20 protein-coding genes are annotated in these 18,472 nt (G+C 72.0%); 8 read left to right on the forward strand and 12 right to left on the reverse strand.

Going from position 1 to position 18,472, the window contains the following annotated elements; genetic code table 11:
- Positions 1–5: 5 nt before the first annotated feature.
- On the reverse strand, positions 6–1,010 hold the full coding sequence (locus ACWEV3_RS04630) for a YeiH family protein (RefSeq protein WP_452612559.1): 1,005 nt from the start codon (positions 1,008–1,010) through the stop codon (positions 6–8).
- Positions 1,011–1,146: 136 nt separating this feature from the next.
- Here ACWEV3_RS04630 and ACWEV3_RS04635 point away from each other — a divergent pair, with 136 nt between their 5' ends.
- On the forward strand, positions 1,147–2,061 hold the full coding sequence (locus tag ACWEV3_RS04635) for a LysR family transcriptional regulator (protein ID WP_452612560.1): 915 nt from the start codon (positions 1,147–1,149) through the stop codon (positions 2,059–2,061).
- Positions 2,062–2,141: 80 nt separating this feature from the next.
- Here the strand turns inward: ACWEV3_RS04635 and ACWEV3_RS04640 are convergent, their stop codons facing one another.
- Together ACWEV3_RS04640 and ACWEV3_RS04645 are read right to left on the reverse strand one after the other, a co-directional pair.
- On the reverse strand, positions 2,142–3,581 hold the full coding sequence (locus tag ACWEV3_RS04640; protein WP_452612561.1) for an aldehyde dehydrogenase family protein: 1,440 nt from the start codon (positions 3,579–3,581) through the stop codon (positions 2,142–2,144).
- A 103-nt stretch (positions 3,582–3,684) separates the two neighbouring features.
- The gene (locus ACWEV3_RS04645; RefSeq protein ID WP_452612562.1) at positions 3,685–4,962 is read right to left on the reverse strand and encodes an MFS transporter; all 1,278 of its coding nucleotides are present in this window, start codon (positions 4,960–4,962) and stop codon (positions 3,685–3,687) included.
- 69 nt (positions 4,963–5,031) lie between these two features.
- Here ACWEV3_RS04645 and ACWEV3_RS04650 point away from each other — a divergent pair, with 69 nt between their 5' ends.
- Entirely contained in the window at positions 5,032–5,742 is a 711-nt protein-coding gene (locus ACWEV3_RS04650; protein WP_397525826.1) for a GntR family transcriptional regulator, read from the forward strand.
- A gap of 128 nt (positions 5,743–5,870) precedes the next feature.
- On the opposite strand, the gene ACWEV3_RS04655 is transcribed toward ACWEV3_RS04650, so the two are convergent.
- Positions 5,871–6,323 (reverse strand): VOC family protein, encoded by a 453-nt coding sequence (locus tag ACWEV3_RS04655; protein WP_452612563.1) that lies wholly within the window; start codon positions 6,321–6,323, stop codon positions 5,871–5,873.
- A gap of 55 nt (positions 6,324–6,378) precedes the next feature.
- Positions 6,379–7,368: a helix-turn-helix transcriptional regulator gene (locus ACWEV3_RS04660; protein WP_452612564.1), complete on the reverse strand. Its 990-nt coding sequence runs from the start codon at positions 7,366–7,368 to the stop codon at positions 6,379–6,381.
- 61 nt (positions 7,369–7,429) lie between these two features.
- Between ACWEV3_RS04660 and ACWEV3_RS04665 the strand changes: the two genes are divergently transcribed.
- Positions 7,430–8,020, forward strand: a complete 591-nt coding sequence (locus ACWEV3_RS04665; RefSeq protein ID WP_452612565.1) for a DinB family protein — start codon at positions 7,430–7,432, stop codon at positions 8,018–8,020.
- Between the two features lie 146 nt (positions 8,021–8,166).
- On the forward strand, positions 8,167–9,264 hold the full coding sequence (locus ACWEV3_RS04670; protein ID WP_452612566.1) for a winged helix DNA-binding domain-containing protein: 1,098 nt from the start codon (positions 8,167–8,169) through the stop codon (positions 9,262–9,264).
- A gap of 6 nt (positions 9,265–9,270) precedes the next feature.
- On the opposite strand, the gene ACWEV3_RS04675 is transcribed toward ACWEV3_RS04670, so the two are convergent.
- Positions 9,271–9,867, reverse strand: coding sequence for a TetR/AcrR family transcriptional regulator (locus ACWEV3_RS04675; RefSeq protein ID WP_452612567.1), 597 nt, complete (start codon positions 9,865–9,867; stop codon positions 9,271–9,273).
- Positions 9,868–9,997: 130 nt separating this feature from the next.
- Here ACWEV3_RS04675 and ACWEV3_RS04680 point away from each other — a divergent pair, with 130 nt between their 5' ends.
- The 3 genes from ACWEV3_RS04680 to ACWEV3_RS04690 are packed head-to-tail and all read left to right on the forward strand — an operon-like array spanning position 9,998 to position 12,041.
- Entirely contained in the window at positions 9,998–10,774 is a 777-nt protein-coding gene (locus tag ACWEV3_RS04680; RefSeq protein WP_452612659.1) for a class I SAM-dependent methyltransferase, read from the forward strand.
- A gap of 39 nt (positions 10,775–10,813) precedes the next feature.
- The gene (locus ACWEV3_RS04685) at positions 10,814–11,641 is read left to right on the forward strand and encodes a helix-turn-helix domain-containing protein (protein WP_452612568.1); all 828 of its coding nucleotides are present in this window, start codon (positions 10,814–10,816) and stop codon (positions 11,639–11,641) included.
- 4 nt (positions 11,642–11,645) lie between these two features.
- Positions 11,646–12,041 carry a VOC family protein gene (locus ACWEV3_RS04690; protein ID WP_132486113.1) on the forward strand — a complete coding sequence of 132 codons (396 nt, stop codon included), beginning with the start codon at positions 11,646–11,648 and terminating at the stop codon, positions 12,039–12,041.
- Positions 12,042–12,096: 55 nt separating this feature from the next.
- On the opposite strand, the gene ACWEV3_RS04695 is transcribed toward ACWEV3_RS04690, so the two are convergent.
- The 3 genes from ACWEV3_RS04695 to ACWEV3_RS04705 form a co-directional block, all read right to left on the reverse strand.
- Positions 12,097–13,248 (reverse strand): SPFH domain-containing protein, encoded by a 1,152-nt coding sequence (locus tag ACWEV3_RS04695; protein ID WP_452612569.1) that lies wholly within the window; start codon positions 13,246–13,248, stop codon positions 12,097–12,099.
- A 16-nt stretch (positions 13,249–13,264) separates the two neighbouring features.
- A complete protein-coding gene (locus ACWEV3_RS04700) occupies positions 13,265–13,696 on the reverse strand; it encodes an NfeD family protein (RefSeq protein ID WP_452612570.1) in 432 nt (143 codons plus the stop codon).
- A gap of 87 nt (positions 13,697–13,783) precedes the next feature.
- A complete protein-coding gene (locus ACWEV3_RS04705) occupies positions 13,784–14,590 on the reverse strand; it encodes a DUF3097 domain-containing protein (protein WP_452612571.1) in 807 nt (268 codons plus the stop codon).
- Between the two features lie 140 nt (positions 14,591–14,730).
- Here ACWEV3_RS04705 and ACWEV3_RS04710 point away from each other — a divergent pair, with 140 nt between their 5' ends.
- Complete coding sequence (locus ACWEV3_RS04710; RefSeq protein WP_452612572.1) at positions 14,731–15,504, forward strand: hypothetical protein; 774 nt, start codon at positions 14,731–14,733, stop codon at positions 15,502–15,504.
- A 62-nt stretch (positions 15,505–15,566) separates the two neighbouring features.
- On the opposite strand, the gene ACWEV3_RS04715 is transcribed toward ACWEV3_RS04710, so the two are convergent.
- The 3 genes from ACWEV3_RS04715 to fabG form a co-directional block, all read right to left on the reverse strand.
- Positions 15,567–16,586 carry a ferrochelatase gene (locus tag ACWEV3_RS04715; protein WP_452612573.1) on the reverse strand — a complete coding sequence of 340 codons (1,020 nt, stop codon included), beginning with the start codon at positions 16,584–16,586 and terminating at the stop codon, positions 15,567–15,569.
- Positions 16,587–16,653: 67 nt separating this feature from the next.
- Entirely contained in the window at positions 16,654–17,421 is a 768-nt protein-coding gene (gene fabI / locus ACWEV3_RS04720; RefSeq protein ID WP_452612574.1) for an enoyl-ACP reductase FabI, read from the reverse strand.
- Positions 17,422–17,551: 130 nt separating this feature from the next.
- Positions 17,552–18,256 (reverse strand): 3-oxoacyl-ACP reductase FabG, encoded by a 705-nt coding sequence (gene fabG, locus ACWEV3_RS04725; protein ID WP_452612575.1) that lies wholly within the window; start codon positions 18,254–18,256, stop codon positions 17,552–17,554.
- Positions 18,257–18,472 lie beyond the last annotated feature (216 nt).

Consider the following 18,472-nt stretch of genomic DNA (forward strand, 5'->3'; position numbering starts at 1 on the left):
CGCGATCACGCCAACGACAGCATGGTGGCGAAGCCCAGCGCCGTCACCAGCAGAGTGGAACAAGCCGCCAGCGCGAAGGCCTTCGGCCCGTTGCGCAGCAACGCCTTGACCCGCACCCCGAAACCCAGCGCGAACAACGCACCCGCCAGCAGCAGCGTGGTCAGCTGCTTCGCCCCGTCCAGCACCACGACCGGCAGCACATCCACGCTGCGCACCGCCACCGCGACCAGGAAACCGAACACGAACAACGGCATCACCGGCGGACGCTCACCGCCGGCCGCACCACGACGCCGGCGCTCCACCAGGCTCACCGCGGTCACCATCGGGGCCAGCAACACGACCCTGCTCAGCTTGACCACCACCGCGACCGCCACCGCCGCACCGCCCGCCGGCGACGCGGCCGCCACCACCTGCGCCACCTCGTGCACGCTCCCGCCGGCGATCCGGCCGATCTCATCAGCCGACAACCCCATCCCGGCGGCCATCGCGGGCAACGCCAGCATCGTGATCGTCCCGAACACCGTCACCATCGCCACGCTCGTGGCCACGTCCTCATCCTCGCGTTCGACGACGCTCTCCATCGCCGCCACCGCTGACGCACCGCAGATCGAGAACCCCGTCGCCACCAGCACCGACAAACCGCGCGGCACCCGCATCAGCCGGCCGATCAGCAACGTCCCCAGAAACGTCAGCCCCACGATCAGCAACACCGCCACCACGGTGCCCGTCCCCAGCCCCAGCACCTGCGAAACCGACAGCTGCAAACCCAGCAGCACCACCCCGACGCGCAACAGCCTCTTCGTCGCCCACGCGATGCCCGGCCGGGTCGCCTCCGGAAATCCCGGCACGTTCCCGGCCACGATGCCCAGCACCACCGCAGCGGTCAACGCACTCACCGCCGGGAACAACCCGGACACCACCAAGGACACCGCGACCGCCGCGCCGGTCACCACCAGCCCCGGCCACAACGCACCGATACCCGACTGCTGCGAGCTGAACGTCTTCGTCACCCTTACAGGCTCGCCACCCGGCCACCCGCGCAGTAGCCGTGATCTGCACAGGACGTCATAGCCGAAGTGCATGCCCCACCAGCACGGCAGCCGGTGGCCCACCGACACCGCCCGGCCACCGACCTATCCTTGTGGCATGGCCCCGCCCGACCCCGAATCGCTCCGGCTGCTGGTCCTCGTCGGTGAGCTCGGCAGCATCGGAGCCGCCGCGGCCGAACTGCGCATCAGCCAGCCCTCCGCCAGCAAGCGGCTCAGCAGGCTGGAACGCCAGCTCGCCCTCCCGCTGGTGGAACGCACCCGTCAGGGCTGCACGCTCACCCCCGCCGGAACCATGGTCTGCGACTGGGCCAGGCAAGTCCTCGCCCACGTCGACGGCCTGATGAACGGCGTGCGCGCCCTGCGCGCCCAGCACGAAGCCAAGCTCCGCGTCGCCGCCAGCATGACCATCGCCGAATACCTCGCGCCCCGGTGGATCAGCCGGCTCCGCGCCACCCTCCCCGACGTGCCCCTCGAACTCGACGTCGCCAACTCCCTGGCCGTCGCCGAAGCCGTCCGCCACGGCCACGCCGACCTCGGCTTCATCGAAACCCCGGTGCCACCCGAAGGCGTCTCGGTCCGGTTCGTCACCCGCGACCGCATGGTCGTCGTCGCCCCGCCCGAACACCCCTGGGCCAGGCTGCGCCGCCCCCTGACCGCCACCGAGCTCGCCGCCACCCCGCTGATCGTGCGCGAACACGGCTCCGGAACCCGCGAAACCCTCCACCGCGCACTCGTCGGAGTCGGCGCCGAGCCCGTCACCCCGCTGCTCGAACTCCGCTCCACCACCGCCGTGCGCAACTCCGTCGTCGCCGGCGCCGGCCCCGCGGTCCTCAGCGTCCTCGCCGTCGCCACCGACCTAGCCGAACAACGCCTCGTCGACGTGCCCGCCACGGGCCTCGACCTGCACCGACCGCTGCACGCGGTCTGGCGCGCCGGACTCCAGCTCACCGGCCCGGCCGCCGCCTTGCTGGCCATCGCCATGCGCACCCCGGAAACCGACTCCGCCGGCTGACAGCCCGCCACAGCGCCCGCCTTGGCTGTGATGGCCTGGAATGTTGCAGGTCAAGCCCCTAAACGAGTCCTCCGCAGGCCCTACTCCTCGTCCCAGGCCGACATCACGTGCTTGATCCGGCTGTACTCCTCCAGCCCGTAGCGGCCGAAGTCCCGCGCCGACGCCGAATGCTTGAACCCGCTGTGCGGCATCTCCGCCACGAACGGGTGGTGCGTGTTGATCCACACCGTCCCGGCCTGCATCCGCCGCGACACCCGCATCGCCCGCGCGTGATCACGCGTCCAGATGCTCGACACCAACCCGTAGCGCACCCCGTTGGCCAGCTCCACGGCCTCCTGCTCGCTGTCGAAGCGCTGCACCGTCAGCACCGGCCCCAGCACCTCGTTCTGCACCAGCTCGTCGTCCTGCTCCACCCCGGCGACCACCGTCGCCTCGTGGAAGAACCCCCGCTCCCCCTTGCGCCGCCCACCCGCGACGATCCGCGCGTGCTCCGGCAGCCGCTCCAGATGCGCCTGCACCAACTCCAACTGCCCCAGGCTGTTCAACGGCCCGAACGCCGCATCCGGATCCTGCGGCGGCCCCGGCCGCATCGCCTCTGCCCACTCCGCCAACGCCGCCACCAGCTCGTCGAACACCTCCGGACCCGCCAGCACCCGGCTCGCCGCCGTGCAGCTCTGCCCCGCATTCCCGAACGCCGCCGCGGCGATCCGCCGCGCCGCCCGCGGCACGTCCGCATCGTCGAACACCACCGCCGGCGCCTTCCCACCCAGCTGCAGGTGCGCCCGCTTGAGATCGGCCGCCACCGAACCCGCGACCTCCATCCCGGACCGCACCGTGCCGGTGATCGAGAACATCCCGGGCACCTCGTGCGCCACCATCGCCCGGCCGCTGTCGCGATCCCCGCAGATCAGGTTCAACGCCCCGGCCGGCAGGAAACCGCTCGCGATCTCCACCATCAACGCCGTGCTCACCGGCGTCGTCTCGGCCGGCTTGAGCACCACGGTGTTCCCCGCCGCCAACGCCGGCGCGAACTTCGCCGCCGCCAGCAGCAACGGATGCGTCCACGACGTGACCTGGGCGCACACGCCGATCGGCTCCCGCCGCGAGAACGACGTGTGCCCCGGCTGGTACTCACCGCCCGCGCCGTCCTCCTGCACCCGCGCGGCCCCCGCGTAGAAGCGGATCAGGTCCACCGCCAACGGCAGCTCGTCATCGCGCACCACCGACCAGGGCTTGCCGGTGTTGCGGCACTCCGCGACCACCAGCTCGTCGGCCCGGTCCTCGATCGCGTCGGCGACGTCCAGCAACACCTGCTGCCGCTGCCGAGGCGTCGCTTGCGACCAGGACTCGAACGCCGACGCGGCGACCGCCATCACCGCGTCCACATCCATCCACCTCGTCAGCGGAGCGGTGCCGTATTCCTCGCCGGTGCTCGGATCCACCAGCGGCAACGTCTCTCCGGCCAGGGTGTCGGCGGGCTCGCCGCCGACGAAGTTGTGCAGTTCCAGCGCCGCGGTCAACAAGGGCCTCCATCGCTGAGCCCGACCGTCGGTGGCCGGTCGGTGCCACGTCCGCCCACCGACCCTAGCTCCCCCGCCGGGCGCGTGTAGGCGGCGCGCCGAGTCAGCCTGCCTTCACCGGACGCCGCAACCACTGCGCCAGGGTGCCGACCGCCATCAGCACCAGCACCGGGGCGAACGCCCAGCGGTACGCCTGCGCCGCGGGCAGCTGCGACACCGCCTGCAGCACCGCACCCACCAGCAGCTGGACCAGCACGGCCGCGGAGAACCCGCCCATGTTGACCACGCCCGACGCGGTCCCGGAACGGTGTGCCGCGTTGGCCATCCGCGCCCCATCGAAGGCCAGCATGGCCCCGCCGCCGCCGACACCGACGAGCACCAGCGCCACCACCAGCACCGGCATCGGCAACGTCCCCGGCCAGCCGACCAGCACCGCCCACACCAGCACCACGACTGACGACAGGCCCAGGGTGAACCGATCGCGCCGCTGCGGGCGGCCGGAGATGTACTGGCCCGCGAACCACGAGCCCGCGATGAACCCCAACACGCTGAGCATCAGCAGCGAGCCGACCTCGGCCTGGCCGTGCCCCTGCGACTTCGTCAGCCACGGCCCGCCCCACAGCGTCGTCACCGCCAGGAACTGCGACATCAGCACGAAGTGCACCCAGAAGGAGTGCTTGGTGCCGCGCTGCGCGACCACGTGGCGCAACGTGTGCCAGACCCGCTCCGGCGACTCGGGCGCTTCGTGCTCCGGCCGGGCGTTCGCGGGTTGGTCCCGGATCGCCAGCCCCGCGACCACCGCGAGCACGACCGTCAGCCCGGCCGCGCCGAGGAACGTCGGCACCCAGCCCACGCTGTGCAGCGCGAGGCCAAGCGGCAGCGTCGAGACGACCTGGCCCAGGCCACCCGCGAGCCCGGTCAGGGCCGCGACCTTGCCGAACCGGTGCGGCGGGAACCAGTGCGCCGCCAGCCGCAGCACGTTGGTGAACATGAACGCGTCGCCGAAGCCGATGAGCATGCGGCCGGCGATCCCGCCGATGATCGACCCGGTGAGCGCGAACACCGCCGACCCGACGGCCATCGCGACCATGCCGCCGGTGATCACCTTCCGCGGCCCGAGCCGGTCGGCCAGCAGTCCGGACGGCACCTGCAGGACCAGGTAGACACCGAGCTGCAGCGCGGAGAACAGCGCCAGGACCGCGGGTCCGGTTTCGAAGCGCTGCAGCGCTTCCGGCGCCGCCACGCCGAGGCTGGCGCGGTGGAAAAGCGCCGCGCAGTAGCAGAGCGCGCCGACTCCCCACACCAGCCACGCCACCCTCGACGAGCTGGGGCGATCACCCTGCTCCCTGGCGGGTGGCGCGGTCATGACGGTCTCGGACACCGGAAACTCCTCCCCTGGAAAATCTTGTATTCACCATAGATACAAGTTGGGTGGAAGTACGATGACCTCGTGTCGAGCGCAACACCACGCGAAGCCGTGTCCTCCGCCACTCCCGCCGCAGCCGAGCTCCCCGCCGCGGACCGCGCCTACCACCACGTCAAGGCCGGCCTGCTGGACGGCAGCTACCCCGACGGCGAGCTGCTGTCCGAGGGCGAAGTCGCGAACGCGCTGCAGATGTCGCGCACCCCGGTGCGCGAGGCGTTCCTGCGACTGCAGACCGAAGGATTCCTGCGGCTGTACCCGAAGCGCGGCGCGCTGGTCGTGCCGGTGACCCCCACCGAGGCGCGAGCCGTCGTCGAGGCCCGGCTGGCGCTGGAGAGCTTCGCCATCGACAAGCTCGCCATGCAGGGCCGCGAGGCGATGACCGCCGTCGGTGAGCAACTGGCCGCGCACCCGGCCTGCGACGCCGCCGATCTCAGCGACGCCGAGATGCACGAGACCGACCGCGCGTTCCACGCGACGCTGGTGGCCTCGGCGGGCAACCCCGTGGTCGCCGACCTCTACAACGCCCTGCGCGACAAGCAGATGCGGATCACGGCCATGGCCCGCACCCACGCCGTGCGCCCTCGCATCACCCAGCAGCACGCGCACCTCGCGGACGCGCTCCGCGACGGCGACCCCGAGCTGGCCAAGTCCCGGCTGCGCGAGCACCTCCTGGGCACGGTCCGCGCGTTCGGCGTGGCAGGCGGCCCCTACCTCGATCCGGATTCGGACGTCTGACGCCGTTTTTGAACGATGGGCCGGTGTGGTCAGCGGCCCATCGGAGGATTAATTTCGATCAACACTGAAGTGATTGTGGCTATAAAATTACTGCGTCGGGCCGAGTCGAGGCCCGACCCGACGCAGGTCTACGCCACGCAGAACTCGTTGCCTTCGGGGTCCTGCATGATCCACCAGTGCCCGGCGGGCCCCTGGTCGAACTCGCGGACGCGGGTCGCCCCCAGTCCTTCCAGCCGGGCCACCAGCTCCTCGCGTCCACCGCGCTCGCTGTGGACGTCGACGTGCAGGCGGTTCTTGCCGGTTTTGCCCTCGGGCACGTCCTGGAAGAGCAGTCGTCGGCCGCGGCCGACGCCGCTGGCCTCGTCGAACGGGTCCTCGGGGTGGCGGACTGCGGCGTAGCCGCGGAAGTTCTTGCGGCCGCGATGCTCGACGACCGCCTCCTCGCCGATGTGGCCGGCGGCCAGCAGCTGCTCGATGAGCGCGCTGGGGTCTTCCACCTCGTAGCCCAGGGCCTCGGCCCAGAAGTCCGCGAGGACGGGTGCGTTAGTGCTGTCGATGACCAGCTTCCAGCTCAATGCCATGTAACCAGTTATATCGGTTACCTGGATTCCGCGCCAACCGGCGGGCCGCACTCCCCTAGCGGTTCCGGCCGCTCGCCGCGGCGTCGTAGCGGCGGGCGAGGCGCGCGAAGGCGTCCTTGAGCTCGGTCGGCCCGACGACCTCGATGTCCGCGTCGAACCTGCCGATGGTGGCGGCCAGGCCGGGCCACGACCAGGAGCCGAGGACGAGCCGGCAGCGGTCCGGGCCGAGCTCCTCGACCACGCCGTCCCGGACGTAGGGGGACACCGCGCCGGCGGGCACGTCGAGGATCACCTCCCCGCGGCAGGGCCAGTCGCCGGAGCCGTCGAAGCCCCGGAACCTGCCGGAGACGAAGGCGGCCACGTCACCTCCCGGCAGCTCGCGCGGGACGAAGCGGGGTCCCGTGGGGATGCGCGGGGTGATCCGGTCCGCGCGGAAGGTGCGCCAGTCCTCGCGGTCGAGATCCCAGGCGACGAGGTACCAGCGCCCACCCCAGGTGACGAGGTGGTGCGGCTGCACCCGGCGCGGCGCACCACCGCTGTCCATCCGCGACGGGGACACGGGCGCGTAGTCGAAGCGCAGCACCTCGCAGGCGTGGACGGCGGCGCTGAGCGCCACGAGCACGCCGCTGTCGACCTGCGGGGGCGGTGCGGTCGCGGGCCGCTCGACGGCGGTGATCTGGAAGGTGTCGATCCGGCGGCGCAGCCGTGCGGGCATGACCTGCCGGACGGTGTTCAGCGCTCGCGACGCGGCTTCCTCGATGCCCGCACCGGCGGTGGCGGCGATCTGGAGCGCGACGGCGAGGGCGATGGCCTGCTCGTCGTCGAACAGCAGCGGCGGGAGTTCCGCGCCCGCGTCCAGCCGGTACCCGCCGTCCGGGCCTTTGGTCGCCACCACGGGATAGCCGAGCTCGCGCAAGCGGTCGACATCGCGGCGCACGGTCCGCTCGCTGACCTCCAGCCGCTCGGCCAGCAGCGCCCCCGGCCAGTCGCGGCGCGCCTGGAGCAGGGAGAGCAGCGACAGCAGTCGCGCGGATGTCTTCGGCATGAACCAATACTGCCCCGAGAAGAGGTCACAACCTGTCCGCTTCTCCTGCGACCGTGGTCTCATGCCGAACGACGAGAACCACCGCACGGGCGTGACCGCCACCCTCGACGACGAGCGGGCCGACCTGCTCACCGCGCTCGCGACCGCACGATCCGCCCTGATCAACACGACGCGCGGGCTCAGCGACGAGCAGGCCGGCGAGCGCCCGACGGCCAGCGCGCTGTGCCTGGGCGGGCTGATCAAGCACGTCGCGTCCATGGAGGAACAGTGGATGCGCTTCGCGCTCGACGGGCCGTCTGCGATGCGCTTCGACCTGCCGGACGGTGTCACCTGGGCGGACATGGCGGCCGGTACCGCACGCGAGATCCCGCAGTGGGCGATCGACCACCAGAACGACTTCCGGATGCTGCCGGGCGAAACGCTGGCCGGGGTCGTCGAGCGCTACGAGCAGGTCGCCGCCCGCAGCGGGGAGATCATCGCCGCCGTGCCCGACCTGTCTGCGACGCACCCGCTACCGGAAGCGCCCTGGAACGAGCCGGCAGCTGTGCGCAGCGTCCGCCGGGTGCTGGTGCACGTCATCGCCGAGACCACCCAGCACGCTGGGCACGCGGACATCCTGCGCGAGACGCTCGACGGCCAGACGGCGAGCTGACCCGGCGGCATCTCGACCAGATCGGGCTTGCACGGAATCGAAAGGAACTGCGTCGCCGTGAAGATGCGCGAGCGCGGGCGGGTTCTCCGCCCCTGCCTAGGCGCCATGATCGACCGAGTCCGGATCATCGGCGAGGTGCCGGCCCGATGACCGTTCTCGACGCCCGGGCGCTCAACCGCGCGACGCTGGCCCGGCAGCTGCTGCTCGATCGCGCCGACATGCCTGCTCTCGACGCCGTCGCCCACCTCGGCGGCTTGCAAGCGCAAGAACCGCAGGAACCGTTCGTCGGACTCTGGTCCCGGCTGCGCGCGTTCGCCCCGGCTGCGCTCTCGGACCTGCTGACGGGGCGGGGTGTGGTGCGGATCCACCTCATGCGCCGCACCGTCCACCTCGTCACCGCCGACGACGCGCTGTCCTGGCGGGCCCGCTACGACGCCATGCTGCGCCAGCGGGTGCTCGGGACCTACCGCCGCGAGCTCGATGGAGTCGATCTCGACGATCTCGCGGCGGCGGGCCGGGCGGTGATGGCTGACGGCGAGCCGCGCTCGATGCCCGAACTCGCGCGGGTTCTCACCGAGCGCTGGCCGACGGCAGGGGTGCGGGCGCTGGGCGAAATGCTGCTCGCCGCCCTCATCCCGGTGGTGCAGCTGCCGCCGCGCGGGCTCTGGCGGGCGAAGGCAGGCGTGCGCAATGCACTGTTCTCCCACTGGCTGGGGCGCGAGATCGACCCGCTGCCCCCGGACGGCGCCGACCCGGTGGGACAGGCGCTGGTGCGGCGTTACCTGGCCGCGTTCGGCCCGGCCTCGTCGGCCGACCTGCGCGCCTGGTGCGGCCTCGCCGGGCTGCCCGCAGCGGTGGCCGCGATGCGCGATGAGCTGGTGGTCCTCCGCGACGAGCGAGGCCGGAAATTGCTGGATCTGCCCGACGCGCCGCGCCCCGACCCCGGCACACCCGCCCCGGTGCGGTTCCTGCCGGCGTTCGACAACGCGGTCCTCGGCTACGACGACCGCAGCCGGATCATCGACGACGCCCATCGCGGCCTGTCGGTCACCGGCGCTCGCTTCGTCCTGGTCGACGGCCGGGTCGCCGCGACCTGGACCGTCGAGGCCGACACCGTGATCGTCACCCCGCTGCGCCGCTTCTCCCAGGCCGACCGCACCGCCGTCGCCGAGCAGGGCCAGGAGCTCGCGTCGTTCCTCTCCGACGACGACAGCGACCGCGTGCAGATCACCTCTCCCCGGTGAACCGGTTCACAGCAGGCGTCGCTGCACGACATCGGCGATCACCGCGGTGACGACCTTGTCGACGGCTCCGGCATCCGGCGATGCCCCACCGGCGAACAGCAGGTGCCCGGCCCCGATCAGCGAGAGCGCGAGCGAGTCGACGTCCGCGTCGGCGGCGATGCGGCCCAGCTCGCGCTCGTCGGCGAGGTAGGAGGCGATCATGGCGCCGGCTTCCGCCAGGAGCGGGAGGCCGTGGGCGAGCCCGCTCCGGCGCAGCCGGGCGCGGAGCTCGTCCCGGAAGACGACGAGGCCGACGATCGCCGACGCGACCGAGTCGAACAGGTCCGTCAGCGCACCGGTGAGGTTGCCCGCGACGGTGCCGGTCCCGGCTGCTGCGCGGAGGCTGGTGGTCTGGGATTCGATCCAGGCGATGCGATCCCGCACGAGCTCGGCGAGGAAGGCGTCGAAGTCGGCGAAGTGCCGGTGCAGGACGCCCTTGGCGCATCCAGCCTCGTCGGTGACCGCCCTGCTGGTCAGCGCGCTCGGCCCGTCCCGCAGCAAGACGCGCTCGGCGGCGTCGAACAGCTGCTGTCGCGCGTCACGAATGTGCACCCCGGTCGGCACCGCGCAATCCCTCCGCAAATCGATGGCCCTGTTGCCCTAGTGGGCACGCGCCCACTAGGGTGGGCACATGCCCACTATACCGTCCGGGGAATCGTCCCCGGCCCATCCCGAGCCGCATCGAGCCCGCAAGATGGCGGAGTCGTTCGGCGTCGACCCCGAGCGCTACGACCAGGCCCGGCCCCACTACCCCGACGCCCTGGTGGAGCGGATCGTCGCCGCCAGCCCCGGCCCCGACGTCCTCGACGTCGGCTGCGGCACCGGCATCGAAGCCCGCCAGTTCCAGGCGGCCGGCTGCGCCGTGCTCGGCGTCGACCCCGACGCGCGGATGGCCGAGTTCGCCCGGCGAACCGGCGTCGAGGTCGAGGTGGCGACCTTCGAGGCGTGGGATCCCGCCGGCCGGACCTTCGACGCGGTCGTCGCCGGCCAGGCCTGGCACTGGGTGGACCCGGTCGCGGGCGCCGCCAAGGCCGCGCGGGTGCTCCGGCCCGGCGGTCGGTTGGCGGTGTTCGCGCACGTCTTCGAGCCCCCTCCCCCGGTGGCGGAGGCCTTCGCCGCGGCCTACCGGCGGGTGGCGCCGGACTCGCCGTTGGCCCTCCGCACCCGATCGGCCAAGCCTGCCCAGGACGTCTACCAGACGATGTTCGCCACCGCCATCGACGGGATCCGGCAGTCGGGCGAGTTCGGCGAGCCGGACCAGTGGCGATTCGACTGGGAGCAGCGCTACACCCGCGAGGAATGGCTGAACCTCCTGCCCACCACCGGCGCCCTCACCCTGCTCCCGCCGGACGAGCTGGCGGAGGTGCTGGACGCCGTCGGGACCGCCATCGACGAGATCGGCGGCGGCTTCACGATGGCGTACACGACGTCGGCGGCCACCGCGGCGCGATCCGGTGCCGCCGACGAGTAGGGCAACGCGGGCGTCAGACCCGGCGTCTAGTCTTCGGGCGTGGCTGAGACGCAGTACGTCAAGGCGAAGCCGCCGCCCCACCTGCGCCCGCTGATCACTGACATGGCGGGATACCGCATCCGCTCGGCGCCCGGCGTGCACCGCGGCCTGCCGTCGCGGAGCTTGACCGTGATCCTCACCCTGGACGAAACGGTCGACATCGCCCCCGATTCGGGGCCAGCGCAGTCCTACACCGCCCTCATCGGCGGGCTGCACCGCAAACCGACCCGGATCACGCACGGCGAACTGCAGCACGGCATCCAGCTGGGCCTGACGCCGCTGGGTGCCCGCGCGCTGCTGGGCATGCCCGCCGGGGAACTCGCCGACACCGGCGTCGACCTCGCCGCGATGCTGGGCGCGGCCGCCACCGAGGAACTCGTCGAGCGGCTGCGCTCCGCGACCACCTGGAGCGATCGCTTCGCCCTCCTCAACGACGCGCTCGCCCGGCTCGCGGCCCCGGCCGCGCTCCCCTCCCCCGAGCTCGGCTGGATCTGGCGGCGGATGACCGAGACGCACGGACACGCTCCCGTCGCGTCCCTGGCCGCCGACGTCGGCTGGAGCCGCCAGCACCTCGGCTCGCGGTTCCGCCGCGAGTTCGGCCTGCCGCCCAAGCTGATCAGCCGGGTGATGCGGCTCGAACAGGCGCGCGGCCGGTTGATCAGCGGCGCCCGCGGCAGCCTCGCCGACGTCGCCGCCGACTGCGGCTACTCCGACCAGGCCCACTTCAACCGCGACTGGCTGGAGTTCACCGGCGTGCCGCCGTCGCGGTGGATGGCCGAGGAGCTTCCATTCGTCCAAGGCGCGACGCACCTCGCCGACGCATCCTGAGGCCATGACGACGAACGCGACGCGAACCGGCATCTGGCCGCTGATCCCCTACACCGACAAGAAGGCCGCCATCCGCTTCCTGGTCGAGGCCTTCGGCTTCGAGGAAACCCTGATCGTGCCCGGCGACGACGGCGAGATCGTGCACGTGGAACTCGGCTGGCCGCACGGCGGCGGCATCATGTTCGGCACCTGCGACCAGGCGAGCCCGTTCGCCAAGCCGCGGGGCTCTGGCACCGCCTACGTGGTCACCGACGATCCCGACGCGCTGTTCGAGCGCGCCGTCGCGGCCGGGGCGGAGGTCGTCCTCGAACCGTCCGATCAGGACTACGGCTCACGGGACTTCGTCGTCCGCGACCCGGAAGGCAACACCTGGAGCTTCGGGACCTACGCGGGCAGCTGAACGAGAAGGGCCCGGCGGGAACCACGTTCCGCCGGGCCCTTCTCCTGACTTCAGCTCAGCCCTGCTGCTCCGGCTGCTCCGGCAGCGCACGGGTGCCCAGATCCGTCGCGCTGGGCACCTCCTTGCGGGCCACCGCCTCGGCCGCCCGGACGGCCTCCGCGACCTCCGGCGTGGTCGAGGTGTCGAACCAGGACTTGACCGAGTCCTCCTCCTCTTCCGGCGCGCCGGTCGGCGGCTCCTCCTTCGGCGGCTCGTAGCGGAACACGCCGTCCTCGCCGGGCGCGCCGAGCATCCGCGCGAAGCCCTCCAGGGACTTGCCGAACTCGCTGGGCACCAGCCACACCTTGTTCGCGTCGCCCTGCGCCATCTGCGGCAGCGTCTGCAGGTACTGGTAGGCCAGCAGCTCCGGCGTCGGCTTGCCGCGCTTGACGGCCGCGAAGACCTTCTCGATCGCCTTCGCCTGGCCCTGCGCCTGCAGGTACCGGCTGGCCCGCTCGCCCTGCGCCCGCAGGATGCTGGACTGGCGGTCCGCCTCGGCGGCCAGGATCGCCGCCTGCTTCTGCCCCTCGGCCGCGAGTATCGAGGCCTGCTTCTGGCCCTCGGCGGTCTTGATCGCCGACTCCCGCGCGCCTTCGGCGTTGAGGATCATCGCGCGCTTCTCCCGGTCGGCGCGCATCTGCTTCTCCATCGAGTCCTGGATGGACGGCGGCGGGTCGATCGCCTTGAGCTCGACCCGCGCGACCCGGATGCCCCAGCGCCCGGTCTCCTGGTCCAGCACCCCGCGCAGCTGCGTGTTGATCGCGTCCCGCGAGGTCAGCGTCTCCTCCAGGCTCATCGCGCCGACCACGTTGCGCAGCGTCGTGGTCGTCAGCTGCTCCACCGCGATGATGTAGTTGGAGATCTCGTACACCGCGGAGCGCGAGTCGGTGACCTGGAAGTACACCACGGTGTCGATGGACACCGTCAGGTTGTCCTGGGTGATCACCGGCTGCGGCGGGAACGAGACGACCTGCTCGCGCAGGTCGATCCGGGCGCGCACCCGGTCGAAGAACGGCACCAGGAAGTTCAGCCCCGGCTCGGCCACCGACCGGAACTTCCCGAGCCGTTCGATCACCGCCGACTGGGCCTGCGGCACGACCATCACCGACTTGACGGCGATGATCAGCACCAGCAGCACCACGACCACTAGCACGATCAGTCCGGTCATGCGTACATCAATCTCCTCACGGCTCGGCCCACACGACGGCGGTCGCGCCCGCGATCTCCATCACGGTGACCGTCTGGCCCGCCTCGATAACCTGGGTTTCGTCGAACGCCCGCGCCGACCACAGCGCCCCCTCGATGCGCACCTGACCACCGTGCGCGTCCACAGTGGATTCCACCAGCGCGTGCTTGCCGACCAAGGCGTCCACATTGGTCTTGAGCTCGTGCGGCAGTCGCAGCCGCCGCTTCAACGCGGGCCGCGCCAGGAAGACCAACCCCAGCCCCAGCACCGCGAACACCACCGCGTCCACCGGCAGCGGCGCCCCCAGCGCCGAAGCGCCGGCGGCACCCAGCGCCGCGGCGCCGAGCATCACCAGGACGAATTCCCCGGAAAGCACCTCGGCACCGATCAGCAGTACCCCGGCGATGAGCCAAAGCAGCGCAGGCGTCATATCACCCATGGTGACAGACGCCGCGAGAGCGGGAATGGACGAATCTCGCGACGTGATCAACGCGTGATGTCGCCGGCCGCGCTCGGCTCAGCTCGGCTCGGTGACGAAGTCGATGAGCCGCTCGACCGCGCCGAGCAGCGGCGTCTCGACGTCCCGGAAGCCCGACACCGCCGACAGGACCCGCCGCCACCCGGCGGCCGGTTCGCCCCAGCCCAGCTCGGCGCAGACGCCCTGCTTCCAGTCCGTCCCGCGCGGCACCCGCGGCCAGCCGGGGATGCCCAGCACCTGGGGCTTGACCGCCTCCCAGATGTCGACGAACGGGTGGCCGGTGATCAGCACGTCCGGGTCGTCGATGCCCTCGACGAGGCGGGACTCCTTGCTGCCGGGCACCAGGTGGTCCACCAGCACGCCGACCCGCCGACCCGGCTCCGGTGCGAACTCCGCCAGCAGCCCGGGCAGGTCGTCGACGCCGTGCAGCGGCTCCACGACCACGCCCTCCACCCGCAGATCGTGCCCCCAGATCCGCTCGACGAGCTCGGCGTCGTGCTGCCCCTCCACCCAGATCCGGCTGCCGCGCGCGGTGCGCGCCCGCAGTCCTTCGACGCGCACCGACCCGGATGCCGACCGCTTCGGCTTCGCGGGCGCGCCGCCGCGCACCGGCACCAGCGTCGCCGGCTTCCCCTCGAACAGGAACGCGGCCGGCCGCATCGGGAACAACCGCTGCTTGCCGTGCCGGTCCTCCAGCACGACGGTGTCCTTCTCCACCCGCAGCACCGCGCCGCAGAACCCGCTGGCCGGGTCCTCGACGACCAGGCCGGGTTCGGCGGGGATCTCGGGCACCTCCCGCCGCCGCGGGCCCGCGAGGATGTCCTTGCCGTAGTTGACCGAACGCACGGGACGTCACGTTAATCCGATCGGGGACAACGTGGTCGGCGGCGCGCCGCCGAAGCGCAGATCACAGTCGCAGCCCCCGGGAAGACACGCCCCGGATCCGGTCCGTACCCTCTCTCGACGTGCCTTGCCCAAGCGCCACGATGGTTGTCTGGACGTCCGCCTGGCTGCACGGTGCAGCCGCCTCGGACGACGTGCTCGATGCCCTGCAGACCTGGGCCGAGTCGCAGGAAGTGCTCGCCGCCGACGAGGAACTGGCCGCGCGGCTGGACCTCCCCGGCCCGCAGGAGACCCCGGCCGGTCCGGCGCTGCTGCTGGCCGCGCTGCGCAAAGCCGGCGCCGGCGACGGCCAGCTGGTGCTGCCGGTGCCCGGTGATGTCCGCGGTCTCGGTGGTGCGAGCCCGTTCGCGAAGCTGGCCATGCGCGGCGGCGAGGCCGTCGTGCTGCCGCAGGCCGGGATAGGCCTGGTCCCCCAGCGCATCGCCGAAGGAATCCTGCGCTGGACGGTGTTCGGCATCGAGGACCTGCCGCCGGCCGAGCACCTGCCGATCGGCGAGGCCGAGCACGGCATGGCCTCGGCGATGCGGGAAGCGGCTACCGCGCTGATCGACCTCGGCGTCGCCAAGCACCGGCCCGGGGTCCGCGAGGAGATCGCCCAGACCATCTCGGCCCGCCCGGTGCCGCCGTGGCCCGAGGGCGTGCCGCAGCGCACCCTGCGCATCCTGCAGCGAGCCACCGAGGTGGAGGCGATCCTGTGGGTCGCCACCGACGACGCCCCCGGCGGCGCCCTGTCGGCTTCGGCGATCCGCGGCCGCACGGAGGCCCTGCGCCCGCTGTTCGACGCGGTCCGGGCGGCCCGCCGCGCGTCGGTCGCCGAAATGGTCCGCGTCCTCGGCGACCACGCGGAAAAGTCCTGAACATGACGATGGGGGTCACCTTCGCCTGAAGGTGACCCCCATCGTTTCGCCAGGTCCGGGCCTCAGCAGCCCGGGGCGCAGGGTTCGCCGTTGGCGCTGGAGCCCGCCGCCGGCAGCTCGGAGAGCTTGCGGGGCTCGGCTCCGTCGGTGTGCTCCGCGATCAGCTCGACGATCAGCTTCGCGAAGCGCGGGTCCGGCCCCGCCGTCGCCGCGCGGGCGAAGCCCATGCCCAGCTCGGCGGCCTTCTCCGCGGCCTCGTTGTCCAGGTCCCAGATCACCTCGAGGTGGTCGGAGACGAAGCCGATCGGGCTGACCACCACCGCCTGGACGCCCTTGGCGTGCAGGTCGTCGAGGTGGTCGCAGACGTCCGGCTCCAGCCACGGCACCTGCGGCGGGCCCGACCGCGACTGCCACACCAGGTCGTAGGCGTCCACCCCGGCCGCCTCGGCGACCAGCCGCGACGCCTCCGCGACCTGGCGGGAGTACCACTGCGGGCGGCCGTCCGGCCCGTCCTGCGCGTCGGCCTTCAGCGGGATCGAGTGCGCGGTGAACACCAGCCGTGCCTGCTCACGCTGCGCCGGGTCCAGCTCGGCGAACGCGCGGCGCACCGCGTCGGCGTTGGCCTCGATGAACAGCGGGTGGTCGAAGAACTGCCGGATCTTCACCAGTTCCGGCGCCCGGTCGCCGACCGCGGCGCGGGCCCGCGCGATGTCCTCGTGGTACTGCTTGCAGCCCGAGTAACCGCCCCACGCGGACGTGGCGAACACCAGCGCGCGGCGCACCCCGTCGTCGGCCATCTTCGCGACGGTGTCCTCGACCATCGGGTGCCAGTTGCGGTTCCCGAAGTACACCGGCAGCCGGCGGCCCTGCTCGGCGAGCTCGGCCTCCAGCGCGGACATGATGTCCTTGTTGAGCCGGTTGATCGGCGACACCCCGCCGAAGTGGTGGTAGTGCTCGGCGACCTCGTCGAGGCGTTCCGGCGGCACTCCCCTGCCTCTGGTCACGTTCTCCAGGAACGGCCGGACCTCATCCGGGCCTTCGGGCCCACCGAACGACAGGAACAGCAACGCATCAAAGCTCACCCGACCATGATGCCGCCGAGCGGTGAGCGCCCGCAGCCGGGGGCACCGGCTGCGGGCCGCGACAGCCTCAGATGCCGAGGGCGTGCACGCCGCCGTCGACCATGATCATCGAGCCGGTGGTGGCGGGCAGCCAGTCCGACAGCACCGCGCAGACCGACTTGGCCACCGGCGTCGGGTCGTTGACGTCCCAGCCCAGCGGCGCGCGGTCGCCCCAGCCGGCCTCCAGGTCGGCGAAGCCCGGGATCGACTTGGCCGCCATCGTCCGCACCGGCCCGGCCGAGACCAGGTTGACCCGGACGCCCTTCGGCCCCAGCTCGCGCGCCAGGTAGCGGGAGGTCGACTCCAGCGCGGCCTTGGCCACGCCCATCCAGTCGTAGGCGGGCCAGGCGACGCGGGCGTCGAAGTCCATGCCGACGATCGAGGCGCCCTCGGACAGCAGCGGCAGCGTCGCGGTGCTCAGCGACTTGAACGAGTACGCCGAGACCTCCAGCGCCGTCGAGACGTCCGACCACGGCGCGGCCAGGAAGTCCCCGCCCAGGCAGGACGCCGGGGCGAAGCCGATGGAGTGCAGCACGCCGTCGAGCCCGTCGACGTGCTCGCGCACCCGGTCGGCGAGGCTGTCGAGGTGCTCGGCGTTGGTCACGTCCAGCTCCAGCACCGGCGCGGGCTTGGGCAGCCGACCCGCGATGCGCTGCACCAGGCTCATCCGGCCGAATCCGGTGAGCACCACCTCGGCGCCCTGCTCCTGCGCGACCTTGGCCACGTGGAACGCGATCGACGCGTCGGTGATCACACCGGTGACCAGAATCCGCTTGCCTTCGAGCAATCCGCTCACGTATTTCCTCCGCAATGCTTTCGTGAGGCGCCTGGGCACCTGCGACTACCGCCGGGCGCCGCCGCCGGGCGCGAGAAGACCGGATCGTCCACTGCGTCCGTCCACAGTGTTCGTCCGCAGGGGGCCGGGCTCAGTGGCCCATCCCGAGGCCGCCGTCGACCGGGATCACCGCGCCGGTGATGTAGGCCGCGGCGTCGGAGGCCAGCCACTCCACGGTGCCCGCGACCTCCTCGGCGGCGGCGAACCGGGCCAGCGGGATCTGGCCGAAGATCTCCTTCTTCCGCTCCTCGGACAGCGCGTCGGTCATGTCCGTGGTGACGAAGCCGGGCGCCACCACGTTGGCCGTGATGCTGCGCGAACCGAGCTCGCGGGCGATCGAGCGGGCCAGGCCCACCAGGCCCGCCTTGCTCGCCGCGTAGTTGGCCTGCCCGGCCCCGCCGGAGAGCCCGACCACCGACGAGATGAAGATCATCCGGCCCCGGCGGAGGCGCAGCATGCTGCTCGCCGCCCGCTTGGCCACCCGGAAGGAACCGGCCAAGTTGGCGTCGATGACCCGGCCGAACTGGTCCTCGCTCATCCGCAGCAGCAGCGTGTCGTCGGTGATGCCCGCGTTGGCCACCAGCACCTCGACCCGGCCGTGCGCGGCCTCGACCTCGTCGAAGGCCGCGGCCACCTGATCCGGGTCGGTGACGTCGCACTGGACGCCGAACAGCCCTTCCGGGGCACCCGATCCGCGGTGCGTGACCGCGACCTTGTCCCCGGCGGCCTGGAAGGCCTTCGCGATGGCCAACCCGATGCCGCGGTTGCCGCCGGTCACCAGAACGGACCGTGCCACTGTGGATCTCCCCTCGAACAATGCCGCAAGATTCGTTTCAGCCGCGACATTATCCGCTCGTCACCCACGGCCGCTCATCGCCTCCATACAGAAAAAACTGCGCCATGTCGTGGTCCCCCTACAGCGACGGGAGCAGGCACACTGCGCTAGGGAAACGTCGTGGCCTCGGTGCGGGTGGCGGAACCTCGCGGGATTCGCGCGGTCACCACCCGGACT

This window comes from Saccharopolyspora sp. NPDC003752 (assembly GCF_053605825.1).